The 24,348-nt window shown below is 43.8% G+C and carries 20 protein-coding genes and 1 pseudogene; 2 read left to right on the top strand and 19 right to left on the bottom strand.

Going from position 1 to position 24,348, the window contains the following annotated elements:
• Positions 1-74 precede the first annotated feature (74 nt).
• The 19 genes and pseudogenes from polA to C6P11_RS05590 all read right to left on the bottom strand — a co-directional run bounded on the left by polA (position 75) and on the right by C6P11_RS05590 (position 21,939).
• A complete protein-coding gene (gene polA / locus C6P11_RS05680) occupies positions 75-2,789 on the bottom strand; it encodes a DNA polymerase I (protein ID WP_135519418.1) in 2,715 nt (904 codons plus the stop codon).
• 103 nt (positions 2,790-2,892) lie between these two features.
• A complete protein-coding gene (locus C6P11_RS05675; RefSeq protein WP_135519416.1) occupies positions 2,893-3,618 on the bottom strand; it encodes a Bax inhibitor-1/YccA family protein in 726 nt (241 codons plus the stop codon).
• 119 nt (positions 3,619-3,737) lie between these two features.
• Positions 3,738-5,078, bottom strand: a complete 1,341-nt coding sequence (gene murC / locus C6P11_RS05670; RefSeq protein WP_135519414.1) for a UDP-N-acetylmuramate--L-alanine ligase — start codon at positions 5,076-5,078, stop codon at positions 3,738-3,740.
• Positions 5,079-5,205: 127 nt separating this feature from the next.
• Entirely contained in the window at positions 5,206-5,616 is a 411-nt protein-coding gene (locus C6P11_RS05665) for a hypothetical protein (protein WP_135519412.1), read from the bottom strand.
• A 15-nt stretch (positions 5,617-5,631) separates the two neighbouring features.
• Positions 5,632-6,270, bottom strand: a complete 639-nt coding sequence (gene ytpR, locus C6P11_RS05660; protein WP_135519410.1) for a YtpR family tRNA-binding protein — start codon at positions 6,268-6,270, stop codon at positions 5,632-5,634.
• A 30-nt stretch (positions 6,271-6,300) separates the two neighbouring features.
• Complete coding sequence (pepA, locus tag C6P11_RS05655) at positions 6,301-7,374, bottom strand: glutamyl aminopeptidase (RefSeq protein ID WP_135519408.1); 1,074 nt, start codon at positions 7,372-7,374, stop codon at positions 6,301-6,303.
• Between the two features lie 20 nt (positions 7,375-7,394).
• Positions 7,395-8,027, bottom strand: a complete 633-nt coding sequence (gene udk / locus C6P11_RS05650) for a uridine kinase (RefSeq protein WP_135519406.1) — start codon at positions 8,025-8,027, stop codon at positions 7,395-7,397.
• A gap of 51 nt (positions 8,028-8,078) precedes the next feature.
• Positions 8,079-9,449 carry a sensor histidine kinase gene (locus C6P11_RS05645; RefSeq protein WP_135519404.1) on the bottom strand — a complete coding sequence of 457 codons (1,371 nt, stop codon included), beginning with the start codon at positions 9,447-9,449 and terminating at the stop codon, positions 8,079-8,081.
• Positions 9,450-9,460: 11 nt separating this feature from the next.
• A complete protein-coding gene (locus C6P11_RS05640; RefSeq protein WP_135519402.1) occupies positions 9,461-10,171 on the bottom strand; it encodes a response regulator transcription factor in 711 nt (236 codons plus the stop codon).
• Between the two features lie 230 nt (positions 10,172-10,401).
• Positions 10,402-11,544 (bottom strand): annotated as a pseudogene (locus C6P11_RS05635) (MFS transporter).
• A gap of 121 nt (positions 11,545-11,665) precedes the next feature.
• Positions 11,666-12,619, bottom strand: coding sequence for a DMT family transporter (locus tag C6P11_RS05630; RefSeq protein ID WP_135519400.1), 954 nt, complete (start codon positions 12,617-12,619; stop codon positions 11,666-11,668).
• Positions 12,620-12,849: 230 nt separating this feature from the next.
• Positions 12,850-13,746: a WxL protein host-binding domain-containing protein gene (locus C6P11_RS05625; RefSeq protein WP_135519398.1), complete on the bottom strand. Its 897-nt coding sequence runs from the start codon at positions 13,744-13,746 to the stop codon at positions 12,850-12,852.
• A gap of 113 nt (positions 13,747-13,859) precedes the next feature.
• Complete coding sequence (locus C6P11_RS05620) at positions 13,860-14,828, bottom strand: WxL protein peptidoglycan domain-containing protein (RefSeq protein WP_167849538.1); 969 nt, start codon at positions 14,826-14,828, stop codon at positions 13,860-13,862.
• 71 nt (positions 14,829-14,899) lie between these two features.
• On the bottom strand, positions 14,900-16,033 hold the full coding sequence (gene rpoD, locus C6P11_RS05615) for an RNA polymerase sigma factor RpoD (RefSeq protein ID WP_003609359.1): 1,134 nt from the start codon (positions 16,031-16,033) through the stop codon (positions 14,900-14,902).
• A gap of 14 nt (positions 16,034-16,047) precedes the next feature.
• Entirely contained in the window at positions 16,048-17,955 is a 1,908-nt protein-coding gene (dnaG, locus tag C6P11_RS05610) for a DNA primase (protein ID WP_135519394.1), read from the bottom strand.
• Between the two features lie 620 nt (positions 17,956-18,575).
• On the bottom strand, positions 18,576-19,376 hold the full coding sequence (locus tag C6P11_RS05605) for a hypothetical protein (protein WP_135519392.1): 801 nt from the start codon (positions 19,374-19,376) through the stop codon (positions 18,576-18,578).
• 274 nt (positions 19,377-19,650) lie between these two features.
• Positions 19,651-20,049, bottom strand: coding sequence for a hypothetical protein (locus tag C6P11_RS05600; protein WP_135519390.1), 399 nt, complete (start codon positions 20,047-20,049; stop codon positions 19,651-19,653).
• An 8-nt stretch (positions 20,050-20,057) separates the two neighbouring features.
• Complete coding sequence (locus C6P11_RS05595; RefSeq protein ID WP_245299795.1) at positions 20,058-20,429, bottom strand: 6-carboxytetrahydropterin synthase; 372 nt, start codon at positions 20,427-20,429, stop codon at positions 20,058-20,060.
• Positions 20,422-21,939 (bottom strand): TIGR03766 family XrtG-associated glycosyltransferase, encoded by a 1,518-nt coding sequence (locus C6P11_RS05590; RefSeq protein ID WP_135519387.1) that lies wholly within the window; start codon positions 21,937-21,939, stop codon positions 20,422-20,424. Before C6P11_RS05590 ends, C6P11_RS05595 begins: the two co-directional genes overlap by 8 nt.
• 776 nt (positions 21,940-22,715) lie before the next feature.
• Between C6P11_RS05590 and C6P11_RS05580 the strand changes: the two genes are divergently transcribed.
• Together C6P11_RS05580 and C6P11_RS05575 are read left to right on the top strand one after the other, a co-directional pair.
• A complete protein-coding gene (locus tag C6P11_RS05580) occupies positions 22,716-23,915 on the top strand; it encodes an IS110 family transposase (RefSeq protein ID WP_135519384.1) in 1,200 nt (399 codons plus the stop codon).
• Positions 23,916-24,205: 290 nt separating this feature from the next.
• Positions 24,206-24,348 (top strand): helix-turn-helix domain-containing protein (locus C6P11_RS05575; RefSeq protein ID WP_135518151.1); only part of this gene is annotated, 143 nt, incomplete at its 3' end.

Genomic DNA, 24,348 nt, shown 5'->3' with positions numbered 1-24,348 from the left:
GGTTAGATATAAAATACAATCTTATCGACATAAAAGACCCAGCAAAATGAATTGTTGGGTCTTCAAAATATCTATTACTTTGCGTCGTACCAGCTCTTACCTTCGTGACTGGCAACTGATAGTGGCACATCCAACTTAACAGCTGAATCCATAATGCGTGGCACGAGTTCATGCAACGCTTCAATTTCGCTGGCTGGTGCCTCAAAAATCAATTCGTCGTGTACCTGAAGTAGCATCTTTGCTTGCAAACCTGCATCCGCAATCGCTTGTTGCATGTTAATCATCGCAATTTTGATGATGTCAGCGGCTGAACCTTGAATTGGTGAATTCATCGCTGTGCGCTCCGCAAAGCTACGGGCGTTAAAGTTCTTCGCCTTAATATCAGGCAAGTAACGACGACGGTGCGCAATCGTTTCCACATAGCCCTTTTCACGCGCTGACGCAATAATGTCTTCTGACCATTGCTTAACACCTGGGTATTGTTCAAAGTACGTGTCGATGATTTGCTTGGCTTGCTTTCGTGACACACCAATGTTCTTGGCCAAACCAAAGTCAGAGATACCATACACAATACCGAAGTTTACGGCCTTTGCTTGACGACGGATATTGCCATCAACCGTTTCTTCCGGCGCTAGACCAAAGATACGGCGCGCTGTGGCCGCGTGAATGTCCTCGCCGTTGATAAACGCTTCTTGCAAGTGCTTATCGCCAGTGATGTGCGCCAAAACACGCAATTCAATTTGTGAGTAGTCGGCACTGAAAATCATCCAGTCTTCTTGTCGTGGAATGAAGGCCTTGCGAATGCGGCGACCTTCTTCAATGCGTACGGGAATGTTTTGCAAGTTTGGCTCAACTGATGACAAACGACCAGTCTGCGTCAATGTTTGCAAGTAACGTGTGTGCACCTTTGAATCAGAACCGTGAATCACACGCAACAGTCCTTCGACGTACGTTGATTGAATCTTCGCAATTTGGCGGTATTCCAAAATTGACGCAACTAGAGGGACATCCCCCATTTGCTCCAAAACTTCAACACTGGTTGAGTAACCAGTCTTAGTCTTCTTAATTGGCGTGTAACCCATTTCCTCAAACAAGATAACCCCTAATTGCTTAGGAGATTGAATATTGAATTCGTGACCTGCTTGTTGGTAGATTGTTTGTTCCAGTTCTGATAAGCGTTCCGTCAACTTGCTGCGCATTTCGAGCAACGTGTTGGCATCTACTGTAATACCGGTTGCCTCCATGTCAGCTAGCACATACGTCAATGGCAATTCGATTTCTTCGTACAAATTCGTTTGTTCGTGGTCGGCTAGTTTCTTGATCAGTGGCGTCTTCAAGTATTGAATAGCCATCGCCTTGCGACCAAGGTGCTCAAACAGATCTTCATCGGCTTCAGGAATGGCAAACTTGGCCCCCTTGCCGTAAACCTCTTCGTCAGTACGAACCGCATAGTAGCCGTTTTCGTGGGCTAATGCGCCTAAATTGTTGTTATTGTCGTTCGTGTCTAGCAAGTACGCAACCAACAACAAATCGAAATCAACCGCTGGGAATGTCACACCAAGACGTCGCAATGCCACGATAGTCTCCTTGGCGTTAAAGACATTCTTCTTAATCGCTGGGTCTTGCAACATCTTGTTCACGGGAGTGCCTTGTACCAGCAACTCAATGTCACGACTCACAAAGTAACCGTGCTCATTATTACCAATTGCAAACCCGACTGGTGCGGCCGTGTGGTAATTATCACCATCTAGTTCAAGATAAAAACTAACCTCATCACCAAGCTGTTCAATGTGCGTCAAGTTCGCGGCGGTCAACTCACGAACTTCCAAAGGCGTATTGCTCAAATCATGAACTGGTTCACCGTTTTCATCAGCCTCATTGTGCAGTGGCGCTGGGATGGTGTGTCCTTGATTAGCCAACTTCACCAATTGTGCCTTGAAATCCAAATGTTGATAGAACGGAATAATGGCGTCGTAATCTGGCCCTTGATAAGCCAAATCAGTCAACGTGTAATCAACCGGTGCATTCGTGCGAATCGTGGCCAAGTCACGTGACAACAACGCATCTTCCTTACCAGCAACTAGCTTTTCCTTTTGCTTAGAAGCCTTCATTTCATCAATGCGCTCATACATCTCAGGAATGGTGTGGTATTCCTTCATCAACTTGATCGCTGTCTTAGGACCGATGCCAGCAACACCAGGATAGTTATCACTCGTGTCGCCCTGGAGTCCCTTAACTTCAACGATTTGCGCTGCAGTCAAACCGTCGTAGACTTCTGCAACCATCGCTGGTGTGTAGTGATCCATTTCGGTGATACCCTTCTTAGTCACCCAAACAGACACATCGTCGGTCACCATTTGCGTCATATCCCGGTCTCCCGTCACAATTGTTACCGCGTAACCGGCGGCTTCTCCCATACGAGCAGTGGTTCCGATAATATCATCAGCTTCATAGCCCGGTAGCTCGTATGACTTGATTCCGTGCAATTCAACCATCTTACGCAGTGGTTCGAATTGTTCAACCAATTCTTGTGGCGTCTTGTCTCGGTTTCCCTTATAGTTATCAAACTTTCCTGTACGGAACGTCGCCTTGCCGGCATCCCAAGCAACCAATGCCAAATCAGGATTAAATGGATCAACAATCCCGTCCAATAGGTTGTTAAAGCCTACCAAAGCATTTGTGTGTAGTCCCTCGTGATTTACAAAACGGTCAACTTGGTTAATCAGCGCATAAAATGCACGAAAAGCCAGTGAGTTACCATCGATCAATAGTAATGTTGGTTTTGCCATGTTTATCTCATTTCCGGGTGACGTGTCACCCACCGTAGTCATATCTTTAGTGTAACAGAAAAGCGCCTCGCAAGTAACGAGACGCTTTAATATTTTTATGAGTTTAATCGCGTGATCCACCGAATGCAGTGAGCAATTGAATCATGTAGATGAACAAGTTAATGAAGTCCATGTATAGTGACAACGCACCTGAAACGGCCATTCCTTGTTCCATGTCTGCATCACCAGCAAATTGCATGTACATTGCCTTCAAACGGTTCATGTCGTATGCCGTAAACAATGCAAAGACAATCACACCAACAACTGACAAGAACATGTACACAATGCTGTTAAAGAAGAACAAGTTGATGATGCCTCCGATAATCAAGGCAATCAATGAACCAAACAAGATAGATGACATTGACGCCATTGACTTCTTAGTCGTGACACCATACAAAGCCATACCAGCAAACAAGAATGCCGTCGTCAAGAATGCCGTTGCTAACGTCCCAATTGGCGTTACCATACCGATGACCGTAAACATCAATCCGTTCAACACGGCGAACCCCATCAACATACCAAATGCTTGTGCCGGGTTTTGGTAAACGCGCTTACCAAACAAGTAAACGAAGCCAAACACAACGCCAATCATGATGATTGATGAAATTGGGCTGCTGAAGATCGTTGCAATTTGGCGCGCAAACATTGTAATGCCCAAGTATGCCGTAACTGCAGTTACCAACAATGCCAAGGCCATGTATGTGTAGACCTTCTTAAAGAAACTGTTCAAGCCTTGCACATCTGGGTTAACCAGACGTGGCTCTTGTTGTTCAAATCCAAAATTATCCATATTATTAATACCTCTTTCGTTGTCCGAAGACAATGTTTTGGTTAACTACCCCAATGTGTATATTATAACAAAAACCTTAACTGAAACTCTATGGTTCAGTTAAGGTTTTTAATCGTTTTTTACTGTAGGTTTGATTGCGTGTTCGCTAGAATCTTCTCAAACGCAAACTCCGTGTTTTGCAAATCACCAGCACCCATGAAGATAAAGACACCTTCTTCGTGGTCCAACAATGGTGCGACGTCAGTTGGTGATACAATGCCACCAAACTTTGAAATATTAGCACCCAAATCTGATGATGAAATATCACCAGCAGCTTCACGTGCTGAAGCAAAGATTTCTGTCAAATACACCTTGTCAGCCAATTCAAGTGACTTTGCAAAATCATCTTGGTATGCGATGGTACGTGAGAACGTGTGTGGTTGGAAGACAGCCACCAATTCACGTCCAGGGTACTTTTGACGCGCCGCATCCAAGGTTGCCGTGATTTCTGATGGGTGGTGTGCGTAGTCATCAATGATGGTTACGGGGCCGATTTGCTTTTCAGTAAAGCGGCGCTTAACACCCTTAAAAGACAACAACTCCTTGCGCACAAGATCGCCGTCAATCTTTTCGAAGTATGCAACAGCGATAACAGCCAAAGAGTTTAGCACACCGTGTTGACCGAACAAAGGCACCTCAAAGTTACCCAAAAATTCATCGTGGTAGTAGACATCGAAGCTAGAACCAGTCGTTGAACGCTTAATATCAGTCGCATAGAAATCATCTGTTTCAGGGTTTGTACCGTAGAAGTAAACTGGTACATCCACCTTCATTTGACGAAGTTGTGGATCGTCACCCCAAGCAAAAATACCCTTCTTGACGTTGTTTCCGAATTCTTCGAAGGCACTGCGAACGTCATCAACACCCGTGTAGTAATCAGGGTGATCGAAGTCGATGTTGGTCATGATTGCGTAGTCAGGTGTGTAATCCTTAAAGTGGCGACGGTATTCGTCAGCTTCAAAAATAAAGAAGCGGGCGTCAGGAACACCCTTACCTGTACCATCTCCAATCAAGTATGACGTTGGTGCGATACCAGCCAACACGTGGGCCAACAAACCAGTCGTTGACGTCTTACCGTGGGCACCGGCAACACCGATTGACGTGTATTGCTTGATTAGGCTTTCAACCATGTCAGGGTACGTTACAACGTTCACTTGATCACCCATTGCCAAAGCTGCGGCAACTTCCACTTGATCATCAGTAAAGGCGTTTCCACGAATAATCGTCATACCTGGCTTGATGTTTGCGGCGTCGAATGAATACATTGGAATACCTGCTGCAGCCAAGGGCTTTTGCGTGAAAGTATATTCGTCAATGTCAGAACCTGCGACTTGTAGGCCTTGATCGTGAAGAATCAAAGCCAGCGCACTCATACCTGAGCCCTTAATTCCAATAAAGTAGTACAACGTATCTTTGTCCATTTTCATTCGTCCAATCTGTTTGTAAGTATCATCTATTATACACGTAAAACCGTTCACAGACAAAAACTCAGCGGAAAAAGAAAGAAGCCTTAACCATGAATAAACACGGTTAAGGCTTCAATGTCAGTTAGTCTTCAAAATACGATGTTTCGCTCTTGGCAGCCACGCTTGCTTCTTCAGATAAAATATCGTCCAAACTCAAACCTAGCCCCGTTTTAACATGCGTGTTGGCATGTTTTTCATGAGGGACTGCTGGTGCTTCACTGGCCACAACCGTTGCAACTGGCTTATCAGGAACCGTCACCGTTTCCACTTGCGGTTGCAACGTTTCCACGATAACTGGTTCAGCCGGTTGCGATACGGCTGGCATTTCAACCTCTTCGGGTTCGGCTGCCGGCTCGGCAAGTACATCAACGGCGTCCTCGGACGAATCCGCCCACATGACATAGGCCGTCTTAGCCAACATCAAGTGTGCGACTTGCTCATCGTAGTTTTCCATAAGACGTTCATAAAAGACAATGGGACGACGATCAGCCATGCTGTTACCCCCGTCTTATTGGAACAACGCTTGTGCTTCGGCTGAGTTTGCGTCGAATGGTGTACCAACTTCCGCAAAGTCATCTGGCAAAATTAAGGCACCTGGTACTTGTGGTGCATTTGGCAAACGCAACTCACGACCAGACGTAATCATACCGTTTGAGGCAACGCCACGCAAAGCACCTGGCCAGATAATCAAACCTGAAGGCATCATCGCCCCAACCTTAGCAACAACAACCTTAATGCCTTGGCGCATGTTTGGTGAACCTGAAACGATTTGCACGCGTTCATCATTGTCCACTACCGTCGTCGTCACTTGCAAGTGATCTGAATCTGGGTGCGGCTCTGCTGACTCAACATATCCGACAACAAACTTAGGCGTCGTATCAGCTACCAATACATCTTCGAATCCTGCGGCTGCAAGTACTTCGTTCAACTTGGCAACTTGTTCTTCAGTCAAAATAACTTGACCGTTAACATCTGACAAATCAAGGATTTGTGAAGCGTTCAAAAAATTCAATCCCAAAAGGGCGTTGTCCTTATCAGCAAGGCGTACAACATCTCCCTTTTGCGTTGCGGTGTGCTCGGCTGCTGGGGCAGTCAACACAACCAAAACATCACCCATTCCGGCTGGGTTGTAGCTGGCAATCAACATCTTGTCAGTCTCCGTTTCTTTTTTTATTTATTAATCACCGTAAATAATGTCATTTACAGTTGTCTTATCAAGCTTTTGTGCAAGGGTCTCAACCAGTGCTTGAGCAGCTTCAAAGTCTGAAACTGACCAAACCGTCTGGTGTGTGTGAATATAACGTGAAGCAACACCCAATGCAACCGATGGCACACCAGACAATTGTGATTGTGCACCGTGCGCATCAGTGCCACCCTTAGCCACGAAGTATTGCAACGGAATACCCGCATCATGTGCAGTATCCAACACAAATTCCTTCAAGCGTAATGGCATGATGACACCTGGATCATAAACACGCAATAAGGCACCGTGGTCCATTTGACCTTGACCCTGTTCTGATTGGGTGTCGTCGGCCGCAGATGAGTCCAGCGCAAAGAAAATATCAGGTCGCAATTGGTTAACGGCTGGGCCGACCCCACGCAAACCAACTTCTTCTTGGACATTTGCCCCCATCATCAACGTATTAGGCAACGAAACACCTTGCAAATTCTCAAGGGCATTCAAAATCGTCACCAAGCCAAAACGGTTGTCCCAACTCTTTGACACAACACGCTTGCCGTTTGCCAACATTTCTGTTTTAACAGCTGGCACAATGAAATCACCTGGGTGAACACCGAATGAGGCTGCTTCATCGGCTGAAGTAAACCCACCATCAAACAAAATGTCTTGAATCTTCGGTGCACCATTCACACCACCTTCACGCAAAAAGTGTGGTGATACCGCTGAAGACACAACAGGGTATTGGTTATCGCGAGTAAAGAGTGTAAAACGTTGTGCTGAGACCGTGTATGGGTTCCAACCACCAACTGGGTCGACCACCAACATACCACGTGGTGTAATTTGCGTCACGATGAAACCAACTTCATCCATATGCGCACCAATCATAATACGTGGGGCTTCAGCATCATCGTTATGACGAATACCATAGATACCACCCAGGCCGTTCTGAACAACTTCATCAACAAGTGGCGTCAAATCCTCGCGAAAGGCCTTACGAACAGCGTGTTCTTGACCTGAGGTTCCCTGCAACTCAGTATACTTTACAATACGATTCCAAATACGTTCTTCCATGTTGTATCACACTTTCTTTTTTACTTGTGCAAATCTAGAATGGCGCGGATTTGCGCTTCCAACATGCCAATACCAACAACGTTTGCGCCACCTTCAGGCAAAATAATGTCAGCGTATCGCTTCGTTGGTTCAACGAATTGGTGATACATTGGCTTAACCGTTGCCAAGTATTGGTTTACAACTGATTCTGTCGTACGACCACGTTCAACGATGTCACGTTGCATGCGACGGATGAAACGCAAATCGTCATCTGTGTCAACGTAGACCTTAATGTCTAACATGTCACGCAATTCAGGTTCAGTGAATAGCAAAACACCTTCCACGATGATAACGTCTGATGCTTCAACTGTGACTGTCTTATCAGAACGCGTGTGGGCAGCATAGTCATACGTTGGTTGTTCAATTGATTCGCGTTGCAACAATTGCTTCAATTGGGCAATCAACAAATCGTTATCTAATGAATCCGGGTGATCGTAGTTCGTCGCAACGCGTTGCGTCATACTCTTTTCACTTTGATCCTTGTAATAAGCGTCTTGTGGGATCATAACCACAGATTCACCCTTCAAGCGCTCGATGATTTCACGGCTAACCGTTGTCTTACCTGAACCTGAGCCACCAGTAACTCCGATAACAACTGGACGTGAATTAGACATAGTACAATCCTCTTTCTTCAATTCAATTCAATTCAATTCTTTAAATATAACTTATTGTAGGGGCAGTGTCACTGTAATGGTTGTCCCAACACCAACCTGGCTATCCAAATCAATTGTTCCCTTAGCTTGGTTAACTAAGTCATTGACAATGGCAAGACCAAGACCGGTACCAGGGATTGCTTGATTACGTGACTTATCAATTCGATAAAAGCGTTCGAAAATGCGATTTTGCTGCTCACTTGGAATTCCGAGGCCAGTATCCTTAACGGCAACCACAAATTCAGAAGCCGTGACCATGGCGGACACTTTAACCAATCCATCCTGACGATTGTACTTAACAGCGTTAACAATCAAGTTCGTCAGAATTTGGCGAAGCACGGTTGCGTCTTGCGTCACCGTAAAGGATGGTGCAACCTCATTCTGCAGCGTTAAGTGTTGCTTTTCGGCACTCTCGGCTTGTGACTTAAAGATGTCATTAACCATATCAGACAATTTGATTGGCGTTGCATTTTCCTGGCGTTCAGGCACCTTAGCAATTGTCAAAATATCTTCCGTCAACTCCAATAAACGGTTCGTTTCCGATTGGATAATGGTCAAGAACTCCTGACGTGCGTCTGGATCGTCCTGTGCACCGCCCAGCAACGTTTCCGTAAAGCCGGCAATGGCCGTTAACGGTGTACGCAATTCATGTGAAGCATTTGCGATAAAGGCACTTTGCATATCCTGCATCTGCGTAACCTCAGTCATATCGTAAAGCAAAACCAATAATTCGTGGTGACGTTCGCGTGTTTCATAGTAAACCAACGAAACGTCGACGATGTGGGCATCCAACTTCACCAGCTCACGAACATGCGTTTGTCGTTTTAATGATTGTTCGAACAACGATAATAGGCGGTGATTTTTAATAACATCATCATACTGTCGTCCCACAACGTTCTGCGTCAAACCCAGTAATGTTTGCGCTTGTGGATTAGTCTGAATAATCGTTCGTTCAGGTGTAATACGCAAGGCGCCAAGTGGCATGTTAGCCATCAGAGCAGCCAATGTACTTCCTTGTTGTTGTAGCAATTTAATGCGGTTACGATTTAATCGTTGCACATCATTAATCGCTTCAGCCAACGGTGCTAATGAATCGTCCGGACGCATCAAGATGTGCCCCGCGCGCGTATTATCTGTTTGTAAATCCCGCAATTTATCAATAAAAATCGCCATGTGTTGATCACGACGTTGTTGTTGCAAGTCCAACACCAATGTCGCAACGCCAGCCAAAATCATCGACAACAACAATAACAAATGCGCTTTTGGCATTCGCGTTTCATCACCTGTTAACGCAGCTACCAGGAAAAGTCCCCAGATGAGTACGAAGAACAAGGCCCAGAAAACGACAAAACGTTTCGCGTTATGCATTAACTCTGATTGCATGTATGTCCTCCTTATTCAGCTGTCGGTTGATTGTCGAAACGGTAGCCAAAACCACGAACCGTCTTCAGATGGACAGGGTGCTTCGGATCATTCTCAATCTTATCGCGCAAGTGTGAAAGGTGTATGTCAACCATTCGCGTATCTGGACCAGTATACTCATAGCCCCAAACACCGTGCAGAATCGTTTCACGACTCAAAACACGTCCTTCACGTTCAGCCATATAAGCTAACAATTCATATTCCTTCGGGGTCAGTTTAATAATCTCACCGTCACGTTGCACAACCATCTTGTCAAAGTCGATCATAATATTGCCGAATTGCTTCGTCTTATTCTCGTTTTTACTCTCGGGTGTCGTCACGTCAAAGCGACGTAACACGGCTCGTACACGCGCAATCACTTCACGCGGACTAAATGGTTTCGTCACGTAATCATCAGCACCAATTTCCAACCCTAAAATTTTGTCAACTTCCTCATCCAAAGCAGTCAACATGATAATGGGAATACGGTTCTTTTCGGCGCGTAATTCGCGAGTGACTTCAACACCACTTTTGCCCGGCAGCATCACATCCAACAGCATAATATCAATTGGTTGTTCAGCCAGTGTTGCAATGGCACTTGGACCATCGGTCGCACTGACAACATCAAAACCTGATTTTTTCAGATTGTATGTCAGCAATGTCACCAAAGAAGGTTCATCATCAACAACTAAAACTGTCGTCATCACGGTAACTCCTGTGTTTAATATTACTTCTAGTGTACCACGACTTTGCCGGCTGCTGACCGGCAATTCCAACTTTTCATCATAACTAAGCGAGCATTCATTTAATTAAGTCTGCAAAATAAAAAGGCATTACTGCCCTTTTACTTTATGAGGCTATGATTGTGCCAGCTTCAAAGCGTGTTTACGACTAATGGCCTTAATAACAAACATGCCGGCTAACATCATCGCACCTAGGAGAAACACGGTCCACTCCCCCATTCGGAAACACCATACCCAAATGCAATTGTGATAATTGGCGCGAATAAATCCGTCGCAAAAAATGAAATACCGAAAACACGTCCCAAGTATTCTGGGGCACTATCTTGTTGCCGCACTGTATTGATCTTAATAACAAATGACGCACGCGCAAAGCCGTTTAAGATGACTAGCACGATGAATACCCACAACGTTTGAACAAACGTGCCTAATATGAATGCAACGCCCAACACGTAAAAGTCCCAGTATAGCGTTTTCAATGAATTTAGATGTGGCAAGCGGGCGAATAGTAAACCAGCTACGATTCCGGCTACCGCAGCCAGCGTTAAAGCAGTCGAATAATCAGTCGCAGTTCCGTGATAACTGTGTTGAATCAAGAATGGCATCGCGATGATAAAGCCCTCAAAAAAGAAGTTACTCCACATCGTTAGCAACATCGACTCGAACAACCGTGGCTGAGAGACGACATAACGATAACCGCCAATCAAGCTTTGCCAAAACGATTCTGACTGGATGCTTTCGTGTTTTGGCGTTGGTTGATACTTAATGGCTAGGTTCAATCCGACTGTAATTAACAACATCACACCAAAGATTTGTAGAAATGACTGTAGGTCAATTCACTTCAAGTGCAATAGCAGTCCACCAACTAGCGGTCCGAAGGCTTGCCCAGTTGAGAAAGCAGCGGATGCCCAAGCGTTAAATCGGGCTAAAGCACTTGTCTTAATAACGTCTGGCAAAATCGCACGAGCGGCCGGATACGCGAATGAGACGTCGACATTTAAGATAAACGTCAACGCAAACAACAACCACAGCTGCGGATGGTCGGGATTAATCACCATCGACAATGTCAACGTCCCAATCGCTCCGAATAAATTGGCACCCAGCAATACCCATTTACGATTAAACCGGTCCAATACTGATCCGACATACACATCATTCAATAGATAAACCAGGAACCCAAATCCGCTCAACCATCCCAATACTTGTGCATTACCGTAACTTGAAACCAAGAACCAATTCAAACCAAATCGGTAAACACCATCACCAAAAACTGATGCAAAATTTGAAGCAAGTAATGGAAAACTAAACTTCTCTAATTTTGATTCTCTTTCTTGCATAGTTACCCCTCTCTGAAAAACATAATGTGCTTAGTGTATCAAACTCTGTCCGCCTCGTCACTGCTGATTTGTAAACAAAAAACCAGAACCGACAATGTGGCTCTGGTTAAAAATGTTTTGATTATAGGAACTTGATGAAGACCACACCAGCGGCCATCACAACAACTCCCAAGATTTGAATACGTGACACGCTAATCTTAGCTGAACGCCACCAGCCGAATTGTTGAACCAACATAGATCCAACGATTTGACCAATCAATCCCATCGTAATCGTCAATCCCGCACCAATTTGAGGTACTGACAAAACGCTGGCAAAGACGAACAAACCACCAAGAATACCGCCGAGCCAGTTCCAGCTCTTAGCTTGCTTCAATTCTGACATCTTTGGCAAACGCTTGTCCACAATCAATGCAACAATCGTGATCAAAATAAAGCCAACAAAGAATGAAATGAATGATCCTTGGGCAGGTGCATGTAGCAAGGCACCCAAGCGACCGTTGATGGCTTGTTGCATAGCTGAGAATGCACCAGCAATAATAGCCCATACACGCCAACCTAGCAATTCAGTGTGTGTTTCCTTAGCTTGGATCGCCTTATCCATTGCTTCAACATCCTTGTTCAAGACGTTTGGCAAAACAACCGCGACGACCACACCAGCAATCAAAACAATCACACCGATAACACGTAGCGCCGTCAAAGGAATTGGTTGTGATCCAAACCAGCCAAATGTATCAATAAGCGTACCCATCAAAATTTGACCAAGGATTGGCAAAACAACTGTTTGGATTGCGCCCAAGCGTGGGAATAGCAAAACGTTTGATGTCAAATAAATGGCACCCAGCACACCACCCAACCAAATCCATGCTGGATTTGATTGAATGAAAGTCATTGTTGGAAATACTTGATGTGACTTAACGGCACTAACAATTGCCAAAAAGACAGAACCAACCAAAAATGAGATTGCTGCTGAGATAAATGGTGAGCCCACCACCTTCTTCATATCAGCGTTAATTGGGTTTTGGTTCGCAAGCATGAAACCAGCAAACAATGACAAACCTAGAAATACAAAATTCACTGTTCTTCTCCTAAAAAATAAAATCGTTATTAATGAATGCTTTATTATTGTAAGCCTTTAAAGATGTAATGCAAGCATTTTGAGCAATCTATTTTGTGAAAAAATGTGTTTTTGTAGATTTAAAAAGCCTATTTATAGCCATTCTGAATATTATGTTGTTGATTTTTCTTCACAAGCTTGTGAAATAAAAAAGGGATTAGCCAGTGACTAATCCCTTTTTAGATAATCTATTAATCATCCTTACGCTTCAAATCTTCACGCGGTCCATTGTGCTTGCGACGGCGCTTTGGCAATAGGTAACGACCTGCCAAGAACACAACCACAAAGACGACGATTGGCCAGATCAGTAGCTTCCACCAATTGGCTGGATTCTTCCAATCATCAGCTGCACTAACTTGTTGGCCGGCCAATTGCGCAACTTGTGCGGCAGTGACCTTTAACGTGCGTGTTTCGGTTGTTTTAACATCACCTGAGGCGACAGTAACATGAACCTTGTATGTGCCAACCTTAATTGACTTAATGTTCTTCTTAATGTCGAATGTAAAACTTGATTGTGGCGCGATATCAACATTACCGTCTTTTTCGTAAACCACCTTATCATTCTTATCTGTCACGCTCGTTGTAACAGTTGCATCCTTAACCAACGTGTTCGCCTTATTGCTCAACGTCACGCCTAATACACGATCAGACGACAAATCACTTAGACTTGCCTTGCCTACTTTTAGAACTGGCTTAACTGGCGTTGTGTCGTTTTGTAGGATAACCGGAATCTCAGATGCCGTATTTGATGTCGTTGATCGTACAAATGAGACACCACCCACTAGTTGTCCTGTCACATTTTGGCTACCCGTAACGTAATTAACCTTACCGTTATCACGCGTCATTGCCGTACCACCAGTCAGACGCAAGGTCATTTCTGAATCGGTGTTATTCTTGATATAGAACGTCACTTGTTCTTTTTGACCAGGCGCCAATTTCAAATCAATTGATGACAAGTTATTCTTGTCGATTTGAGACGCTGGAATATCCGCTGTAATATCATATGCGGGTAACGTGTCAGCTGAAACCGGCTTTGATACGCCAATCAAAGCGAGCGCTAACCCGACCGCATAAACTGCATGTCGCAATTCATAACCAATATAACCCCTATTTTCACTTATTATAATAATTTTTCCTGTAAAATGCACGTAACTACGCTTTAGTAGGAATATCTTACCGTATAGTTTTGAATAAAGATGTCTTATTTAACTAAGAATCGCATGTTTTTAAACCACATGACGGCTAAAACAATCGCCGCGATAGCCAACAAACTAAACGCGTACAGTAACGCTTCCATAAACGGCACCTTTTGGGGCTCTTGTGTTACTGGTGCAGTTGTTTTAGGTAAGTTGATTTGCTTTTGCCAAGTTTGGTTCATACCGCTCCAATTTGCGACCACCTGAACACGATATTTACCACCAGGCAAGTTTTTAACATTATTTTTAACCCAATATGTCATTGTCGAGTTAGGCGCTAGCTGCGCATTACGTCGCGTCTCTTCTATCACCGTCTTCTTTGTTGCCACATTGATAATTTTTGTCGTAAACGTTGCGCCGTTGATAAACGATCCTGAAGTATTGGCGACTGCGACTGCAAAACCAGTTTGCTTGTTGACCTTTTCGTATGAAACCGCGTGAAGTTCAGCTGTCGTCGCCGGGAGATTACGTGTGTTTCGTGCCAACACAGCGACCGTTGTTTCAACAGCATCTGCGTTTTTCGAAGCCGGCAACGAGAAAGTCACACCACCTGCAATAATCCCGTCAACCGGCGTATTCGGCATCGAAATGGTACCTGTTACTTTTGCGTCTGCCTTTGGCGCCACTTGAATCGTTTGTTGGTCTAAATGAATCAGGTTTTCCATTTGTGGCCCAACATTGCCGATGACGTTCTTGTCGTTATACAGCACCTGTCCCAATGGTGAAGTTGACGCTGAACCAGTCTCGACGTTCAAAGACAACGCGTCATTTGAATTGTTCTTAATATCAAATGAAACCGATTCGACCTGGTTTGGGTTAAGCAACAAATCAAGGTAATTCTTATTTTGACTATCTAATTGCGTTTTGGGAATTGCTGGCGTCACCGTGTATGGCGGATTATCATCTGCGAAAACACCATGCATGACCGTGAACGTTAATATCAACGTCGCCAATCCAAAGAGTATTTTTTTCATTGTCTGCTCCATGCTCTGACAAAAAAGAAAGGGCGAGGTGCAATGCCCTCGCCCTTTTCATTTCGCCTTAATTAATCCAAGAAATCACGCAATTGCTTTGAACGTGATGGGTGGCGCAACTTACGAAGTGCCTTGGCTTCGATTTGACGGATACGCTCACGAGTAACCCCAAATACCTTACCAACTTCTTCCAAAGTACGCGTACGACCATCTTCCAAACCGAAACGCAAACGCAAAACGTTCTCTTCACGGTCAGTCAACGTGTCCAAAACTGATTCCAATTGTTCCTTAAGCATTTGGTAAGCAGCTGAATCAGCAGGTGAAATAGCTTCATTATCTTCAATGAAGTCTCCCAAGTGTGAATCATCCTCTTCACCAATTGGTGTTTCCAATGAAACTGGCTCTTGTGCAATCTTCAAAATATCACGGACCTTGTCAGTCACGATGTCCATTTCGGCACCGATTTCTTCAGGCGTAGGTTCGCGACCCAAATCTTGCAACAAGTTACGTTGAATACGAATCAACTTGTTGATCGTTTCAACCATGTGCACAGGAATACGGATTGTACGAGCTTGGTCGGCGATTGCACGAGTAATCGCTTGACGAATCCACCAAGTTGCATAAGTTGAGAACTTGAATCCCTTGCGGTAATCAAACTTCTCAACAGCCTTCATCAATCCCATGTTTCCTTCTTGAATCAAGTCCAAGAATTGCATACCACGACCAACGTAACGCTTAGCGATAGAAACAACCAAACGCAAGTTAGCTTCAGCCAATTCTTGCTTAGCAGTTTCATCACCTTGCTCAATACGCTCGGCCAAAGCAACTTCTTCATCACCAGTCAACAATGACACACGTCCGATTTCCTTTAGGTACATACGAACAGGGTCATTAATCTTCATGCCAGTAGGTGCATCAGCAGCTTGCTTCAATTCCTTTTCTGACAACTTGGTCTTCTTGTTTTCAAGCGCACGTGCGGTTGGCTCGCCGTTTTCATCAACGACAGAGATACCAGCTGATTCAATCTTCTCGTATAGTTCATCGATTTGATCAGCGTTCAAACGCATTGGCTTTACCAAAGCATCTTGGAGAGCATTTTCTTTAATTTCCTTGTCGGCCTTGAACTCCTTGATGATGTTCTTAACTGCCTTATCAAATTCAGCTTGATCGAACTTTGCTGAAATTGGTGCTTGCTTTTCTGCCATAGCGGCCTCCTTAATTACTTGTGGGTCTGTTGTTCACGTAATGCGGCCATGTACTCAACACTAAGTTGGGCAACCAGCGCGTCATTGTGCATTTGATTAGCTTCTTTAATCTGACGCTGTAACCTATTAATTCTATCAGATAATGGTGCATCATGGCTAATAAATTGAATATACATGCCAACTTGACTACGATCAGCGAATAATTCGTCATCAAAGTCATCGAGCGTTGCCAAAATACGGGTCAATTCCGGCTTTTGAACAAAGTCCATGAGGCCTGCCATATCAACAATCGGCTCATTACCGTGTGTCTCACGGTAGCCGGTAGCCAACATTAATAGCGTCTCATATGGTACGTCAACAAACGTAAAGTCTGGCGTACCCGTTACCTGTAGCCAAACATCGTTATCACGTAGCATCCATGCCAACAACATGCGTTCAGCTTTTTCTACACGTGAAATTGTACGTGGCGTTGGCGCCGGAATAGGTGCCGGTGCATCTGCCTGCCAATCACCATTTGGCGCGACCGGATAATTTGGTTCTGGTCGGCGATACCCTGATTGACGATTATTGTTCGACCTTGGATTTGAACGATTTGCCTGTTGTTGCAACAACAATGGGCGAAGCTGATCTTGCAAGGCTTCCATCCCAATGTTGAATTCCTCAGAAATTTCGCGCAAATAAGTCTCGCGCATAACTGGTTCTGGGACTGTCGCAATAACTGCCAGTACATCACTCACATAAGCAAATAATTCTGTTTGATTATTGAGGTTACGATCCGTCTTCAAGTAACGAATGTTAAATGCAACGGGATCTTCAGTGTTGTGTGACAACACATTTAGAAATGCACTCACATCATTCGAACGCAAGAATTCATCCGGGTCTTGGTTATCCGGAATGTGGATAACATTAGCCGAGATGTGACCATTTTGCGCAACAAGGTCCAAAGCTCGCTTCGTCGCCTTTTGACCAGCAGCGTCAGAATCATAACTGATCGAAACATTGTCAGCCATACGTGACAAAACTTGAACTTGTTCTGGTGTCAAAGATGTTCCCATTGAGGCAACACCGTTTTGAATACCGGCTTGGAACGCCGCAATAACGTCCATGAAGCCTTCAAACACAACGGCGTGCTTCTGCTTACGAATCGCACCCTTGGCAAGGTCCAAATTAAACAACTCTTGCGACTTGTTAAATAAAGGACTCTCCGGCGAATTCATATACTTTGCTTGCGAATCATCATTTGACAGCCGACGGCCAGAGAACGCAATCGGGTGCCCAGCACTATCACGAATCGTGAAAAGGACACGATTCGTAAAACGATCGTGCAACGTTCCATCATCCCATTCGATGAATAGTTCTGATGATCGTAGTAATTGATAATCTACTTGTTGTTCTTGGAAATAGTTAATCAATACATCGTTTTCAGGTGCAAACCCGAGCATAAATGCATCAATTGTCCCATCATCCAAGCCTCGATCGTGTAGGTAATCAAGGGCACCCTCACCTGCCTCAGTATTAACAAGCAAGTGGTGGTACAACTTTGTCGCATCTGCGTATAGCTCACGCAGCGCCTTGATTTGTGGATCAACCACTTCCGTTGCTTCATCAGATGTATAAGATGCATCTAAGTCAACACCCGCAAATGGGGCAACCTTTGCCACAGCTTGTGGGAAAGTTGCATTATCGATATCCATGATAAAGCTAAAGACGTTACCACCACGACCGCAAGAGAAGCAGTGGTAAATTTGTTTATCTTCATTAACTGAGAAAGACGGTGTACGTTCATCGTGGAACGGGCAAAGCCCAAACAGATTACGTCCCTGTTTCTTCAGATGTACATATGGCGAAATGACATCAACGATATTAACACGTTGTCGAATTTCTTCGACTAACTGTTCTGGAATACGTGTTGCGATTGTCATCACCCCCAACTCTAAAAATGACCATTTCCAGCTCTTATAATTATACGCTTGAATGCACAATATGCAAGCGAGTTTGTCAACCCCCATTGACTAGCTGTAACCCTTGATAAATCAAGGGTTCAATTTTCACTTAAAAATATTATGTAAACTAAAATCTGATTGCATACTTGCACACTCCATGCCTCCTTATATGCCTAGAAATGGCATGTGTTTTTTATTATGAACAGTACACAATAAAAAAGGGGCACATGGCCTATGTGGTCACATGTCCCCCTTTTCATTTGGGTGCTATTCTAGTTTTTTCTTTGTAGCCTTGAACAATAACCAGCTAGCTACTAGTCCTGTGACGACGTTCATCGCTATTGAAAAGAATTGCGCGGTTTGCTCCGAAAGTGTTCCTGGGAAGAATTTTATCGGGTAATCAGTTTCCCAAAACGTCAGGGCACACGTACCTGCAATGAAAATGATATAAAATAATTGGTTACCCAAATTCGAGATTTTATACTTATGAGTAATACCTTTAAAGGAAAGCCGACGCCCGTTTTGAATGTGAAATCGGTTAAGATCCTGATTTATACTACCGACGAATGTTGCCAAAAGTAAAATGGCCAATAATTTCATCACGGGGTTCGGGAAAAGCCAATCACGAAGCCGGCCCCCAAAATGAATTGGCGTTTTTTATGCGTCAGCTTAGTCTGCATTATTCCGCCAAACTCAAAACCAAAAATATACAAACCGTACGTGACGAAAGTCGCATTTTCTGAGCCAATCAATGACGCAAGTATCAGCGGCATAAATAGCAGTATATACGCCATTATAAGGCCCCTTAACACGGTTGCAAAAAACAATTCAGAATGCTTAAGCCGCCCAAACTCTAATACGGCCAAGAAACTGACAACGATAGACAAAGTCAGCAGCATCCCGATGACCAACTTTTCTTCAAATACCGCTTGGCTATTATTTAACATTGGTGATGCAAGGCTAACACGGGCGATGAAGTCTAACAACACGACAGCCAGAACTAGACCTATGGCCTTACCGTCTGTAGCCAAATTATTGACAGCAGTCTTTGGCACAACAAACAACGCTGCGAAGTATAGCAGGCCCAGCAGAATACTGCTAACGTCCATCGGAAATGCAATTTGCAGTATAACAAGAGTAACAATGATAACCAGCAAATCAATTAATAAAGTTGCTGGCTTTACCGGGCGAAACAACTTTTCAGACTTGTACGTTAGAAAAAGAGGCCAAATAGTTGCCGATGAATAACCTAATAAAACGGCAACAAGTATAGCCAACACCTTCGTATCTGACTTAATAAATGGCATAAACATAAATCCGATACAAGCGGTAGAAACACTACTTCTTAAGTTCATAAACGGACCGGTCGCAATTTGATCCGGCAATAGCCAAACGGCCACAGACCTAACCCCATACACAAGTAATAGCATTAGAAAATATGTTCCGGATTCAGAATTTGTGTAATTTTGTAACACCATTTCGTACGGTAGAATGATAGTAATATTTGCCAGAAAATATAGTATGGCATAAATGAACGTATACATACAAAGCCCCCTAGCTCTCAAATTCAGTACATTGTATGTTGTTATAATGCTTTTAAAAAATGTATCATTTTCTATTCGTCAAAAAATAAAAAAGAGCAAGTCAACGATTTCTCGTTAACTTGCTAATAAGTTATTTCTGAATCCACGTTTTATCATGCAAAACCCAATCACCGTTTTCCTGATAGCGATAAAAGCCTAACACAACCTTGCAATGTTTTTGTTCCCAGGTTAACGTCTGTTGGGTAATCTTTTCATCATGACCAAAATCGATTGATTTATCTGATTGTCGATCTGCTTTGCCATGTCTTGATAATAGATAGTCATACTGTTGGTCTGTTTCATCATCCCAATCAAGTGTTTGCAAATTTTCAAATTCTTTTCTAGTCCATGACTGTTTAGATACCGAAGACACCTTTTGTGCATGGGTGTTATTTGAAAAGCCACCACCAACATAGATTGTTTCAATTGTCAGTGAAAACACCAAGATAACACCGACAATGGACGTAAAAAGTACCAATGCATTTTTCATAACTTGCCTCAGTCTCGATTTGTTAAGACATACGTTCGAGTTGGGCCTTCACTCACTGCCAACTCTTCTAATTTAACAGCCGACCCAATCAATTCAGGATGCGTTTGTAAACGATCAAACAGCTCCGTCGCAAAGTTTTCCAAAGACGGATTAATCTTATCAAACGGGGCAATGTCATTCAGTACCTGTCCATCGTACGTTGATAGAAACGTGTTGATTTTTGTTTCGTACTCATAAAATGGGACTTTCTCCTCCATATCACATGCAAAATCACTCACGATTTCCCAAGTGTGCGGATGTGTCTCGCCATCGCGACCGTTCCATCGAATGAAGTGATAGGCATTAATATAAAATTTCAATCGATAATGTGCCTCAATCATGCGCATACTCCTTTCCGAAGAATATCCACCAGCATCGTTTTCCAAACCGGTTGAACAGTTGCCAAACATAACCAGCTTGATATGCTGCTAAAATCAAAAATGCTGGCAAAAACTGTATGAGGTATCGACTACGACCACCTTCAAATAACAAGAGGTACATAAAACCACCTAAAATGGCTAACCAACATAAACGAGACCAATCATCTTGCTTCCGTAGTCCTATTGCAATGGTCACCAATATTAGCAGCCACCACATTTGGGTGATGAATTGCAAATCCTTTAAGTGTTTACCGTCTGTGGTCACCCAATTGCTCAACCACTTAGGCTCATTTGGATGACCATTTTTAAAGAAATGACCTTCTTTTAACCAAGCAAACGTACCATCTGCGGTATTATTGCCTTGCTTTTTCACTAAGAAAGCCAAATAGCCAATGACACCCTTCTCGCGTAATCTTTTAATCAGTTGTTGCTTTGAGTAATCAACCTTATCAGAACGTTTTGGTAATTCAGCCATCTTAAGAGCGTCTGCCTCGTTATAGCCACCATCCCCAGAAACTCCCATGCTCATGAAGTGAATCGGTGGAATGGTAAGACCTTTGTTGATTCTAATAACAGTTTGCGCATCAATCACCTGCTGACCAACAGTATAGGCGCCTAGACCGCTAACTGTAATTGTCACAATCACTAAACAAGCAGTTTTCAGACGCTTCCCTAACGCGACCTTGTCTGATGTGATAACTGATCTAATCAGCACAAGGCACAGCGCAATTAACGGAATAATGGCCGAGGGCTTGATGAAATAAGTGGCCACTGCGCAAGCCGCTAGTGACGCAGACAAAATGAGCGTTTGCCACCATGCTTGCGCTTTTTGCAGGCAAGCCATCAGCAAAAATAACAGTGCAACCAATGGCAGAACCGCCGTATCTGAGTACGGCACAACAATCCATGGGAAAACAAGCATAAATAATGTCTCAATCCAGAGAAGTCGCCCGACATTCTCACGACGCACAATGCACATCGTCACCAGGTTGACAAGCAACGCAACATCGACACAAATCAGACTAACGTAATCAAAAAATAACCAGCTGATTGTGTGGCTGATGTTACTTAACCAGTCATACACAAGCAATAATGGCAAGTTGTTGGTATTTTGACTAAAATACCCAATTAAATCAATGTCTTCCGGATGTTGTAACGCTTCATGTATGGCGCCTGCATCAAAACCGATGGCAGGATGAAAGAGTGTCACAAAAGTGAACTGCCACATTATCGCAATGATAAACCCACCACTTAACAAAGCCATTCGGTGCGTGTAACACCACGGCAACAATGTCGTCTGTGTGATGAGATAGCTGCCAACTAAGACCAGTACCCCGACGACGCCAGCAAACGTCACGCCATCGCGCTGTAAGTTAACTGAAGCACCCGCAAAATAGAGTGTCAGCCCAAACAAAATAATAAACAGGCCCATGACGCAAGTATCGATTACGTCCATAATGCGATGATTCATTTTGATTCCTCACTTTTGATTATGTGTTTCGTATCGCGCCGAATAGTCTCTCTGATGGCGGATAGTTCATCACGAATCCCACGGCCTTGCCACTTACGCGACTTTGATCGATTTAGCAAGGCTAGCAATAGCACCCATGACAACAGAAACTTATAGGCCGGCAGTAATAACGTGACGTACCAGGTCTTAACGTAACAAGCGAACGCTTCAGGAAACGGCCTTAGGTACACCTGAGCAAGCAAAAAATAGATTGCTCCTGCGAAAACATACATCAGGTACATCGCAATATAAATCAACGCCAACATTGCAGGCGAAAACCCATTTACGACTAAGACCATAGGTGCGAATAACCAGATAAGCCGTGGAAATAGCAATGTGTGGTCAATTAACAGACGTCGAACCATAAAGTTTGTCGTAAGGTGTTTGAAAGATAACAAATGTTTTGGTTCAAACATGTGCACCACTTCCATCTCTCCCAATTGCCAACGTTGTCGCTGACGGTACAGGGCGTTAAAGTCTTCGATTGGTTCAACGTAGAAAAACTACTAAGCTTAGGGGCGTACATGAAACTCGACGGAGTTCATGTACGCCTCTATTACTTTATAGTGGTAGTGAAGCAAAAGCCGTGGCTTTTTTTGGCCCTTGAGGCCGCGCACAAAAATGGCTGCTTCACTGGTTTTAGCAAATTCGCTCAAAGTAGTTTGGTTCTAGAAACCGTGTTTTGAAAACTTGGATACTAAGATCAACGTGAAGAGCTTCAAGAAAGGTAGCGTATCATGCGTACAATTATTGGTTTGGATGTCTCGAAGGCATCCGCAAAGTTATCCGTGGCAGTTGATGGAAAAACAGCATATGACGGCGAAATCACTCTCGATGCCATTGGATTCCATAGCTTAAAGTCAATTATTCAATCTTACGGTGGCGCGGAGGTTGTCTTCGAAGCAACCGGCGTCTACTCACGTCGACTAGAAAAATATCTAATTGACAACAGCATTCTGTATCACGTGCTTAATCCGTTGGTAGCTAAGAAGCGGCTAGATGATGGTTCACGCATGCGCAAGAACGACGTTCGTGACGCACGCGGACTCGCCATAACAGAATTCACAAAGGAACTAGTTCCCTACGTGCCACAATTCTCAGATCCGCTATATCGTGAGCTGTCAGACATGAGTCGTTACTACGACCAACAAACTGAAGATATAAAACGTGAGAAAAACCGCGTCCATAAATTGATGCAGTTGGCATTTCCTAATTTCACGGATGAAATTGATGTAGACAACATTTCAAGTTTAGAAGTTCTCCGTTTATTCCCACACCCTGACATGATTAAGGAGCATACAGTAACAGAAATTACGGATATCATTCTCAGCTTAGGCCTGCGTGGTATCGGCCAAGGTCGCGCCCGAACACTGGCGGAAAGGTTATGGCGTGCCCATGGAGTTTCTTATCCAGCAGTCGAGCCATCATCATTCGTAGTTAAACAACTCCAACAACAGGTAACAAATATTATCGAAATGACAGCGGAACGAGAAGTCGTCATTTCTAACATGATTAATTTAGCGAAGAAGTTACCTGAATTCGACATCTTATTAAGCATTCCTAGCATCGCTGAGAACACCGCAGTTCGCCTAATCGGTGAACTCGGAGATGTCCGACGATTCGAAAAGCGTTCACAACTGAATAGTTTTATCGGTTTGGATTTGACCGAGATTCAATCCGGTGATTATGTCGCACAGCGTCACATCACGAAGCATGGCAATCCACACGCTCGCAAGCTTTTATATTGGACTGTCGTAAACATGGTTAGTTCCACTGCGCAGCCAAACCACATCAGGGATAGATACGAAAAGAAACGAGCAACAGCAACTCGAAAGAAGCCATTACTCGTTTCCTCTATGGATCGCCTCATCAAAACAATCCACTACCTAATAAACACCAACCAATTTTACTCATACGAACTCGCCCGTTCATTGTAAAATTCTTGGGTCATCATTAGCTTAACAGCCTTGAAAAAATTTTTATACCCTCAAGGCTTATTTAAGTGTCTCAAAAAAATGAAATCAGGATTTGAAAATGAAAATCGTTCTAGTAAATTGAATAAATCAAAACAACTAGAACGATTAAAATAGCTGTATATCAGCATCTGTGTTGACAAAGCGCTTGAATTTACAATTCAAGTGCAACACTAAGCTAAATAAAAACTGACTCATAATGAACCAGCGTAAAATGTAGTTTGTCTAGAACATACAGAACGCGAGGAAACATTATGAGTCATTATCATCAGCTTACCGCATTTGATCGCGGACGTATAGAAGTTTTACTCAGAGAAGGGTTGTCAATGCGTAGCATTGCAAAAGAAATTGGTAGAAGCGCTTCGACAATCTCTCGTGAGATTGCCCGCTGTGTTGG

This window comes from Weissella confusa, assembly GCF_004766315.1.
GTDB classification, from domain to species: domain Bacteria; phylum Bacillota; class Bacilli; order Lactobacillales; family Lactobacillaceae; genus Weissella; species Weissella confusa_A.
Note: the sequence above shows the minus strand (reverse complement) of the source record. Positions and strands in the feature narration are given on the sequence as shown.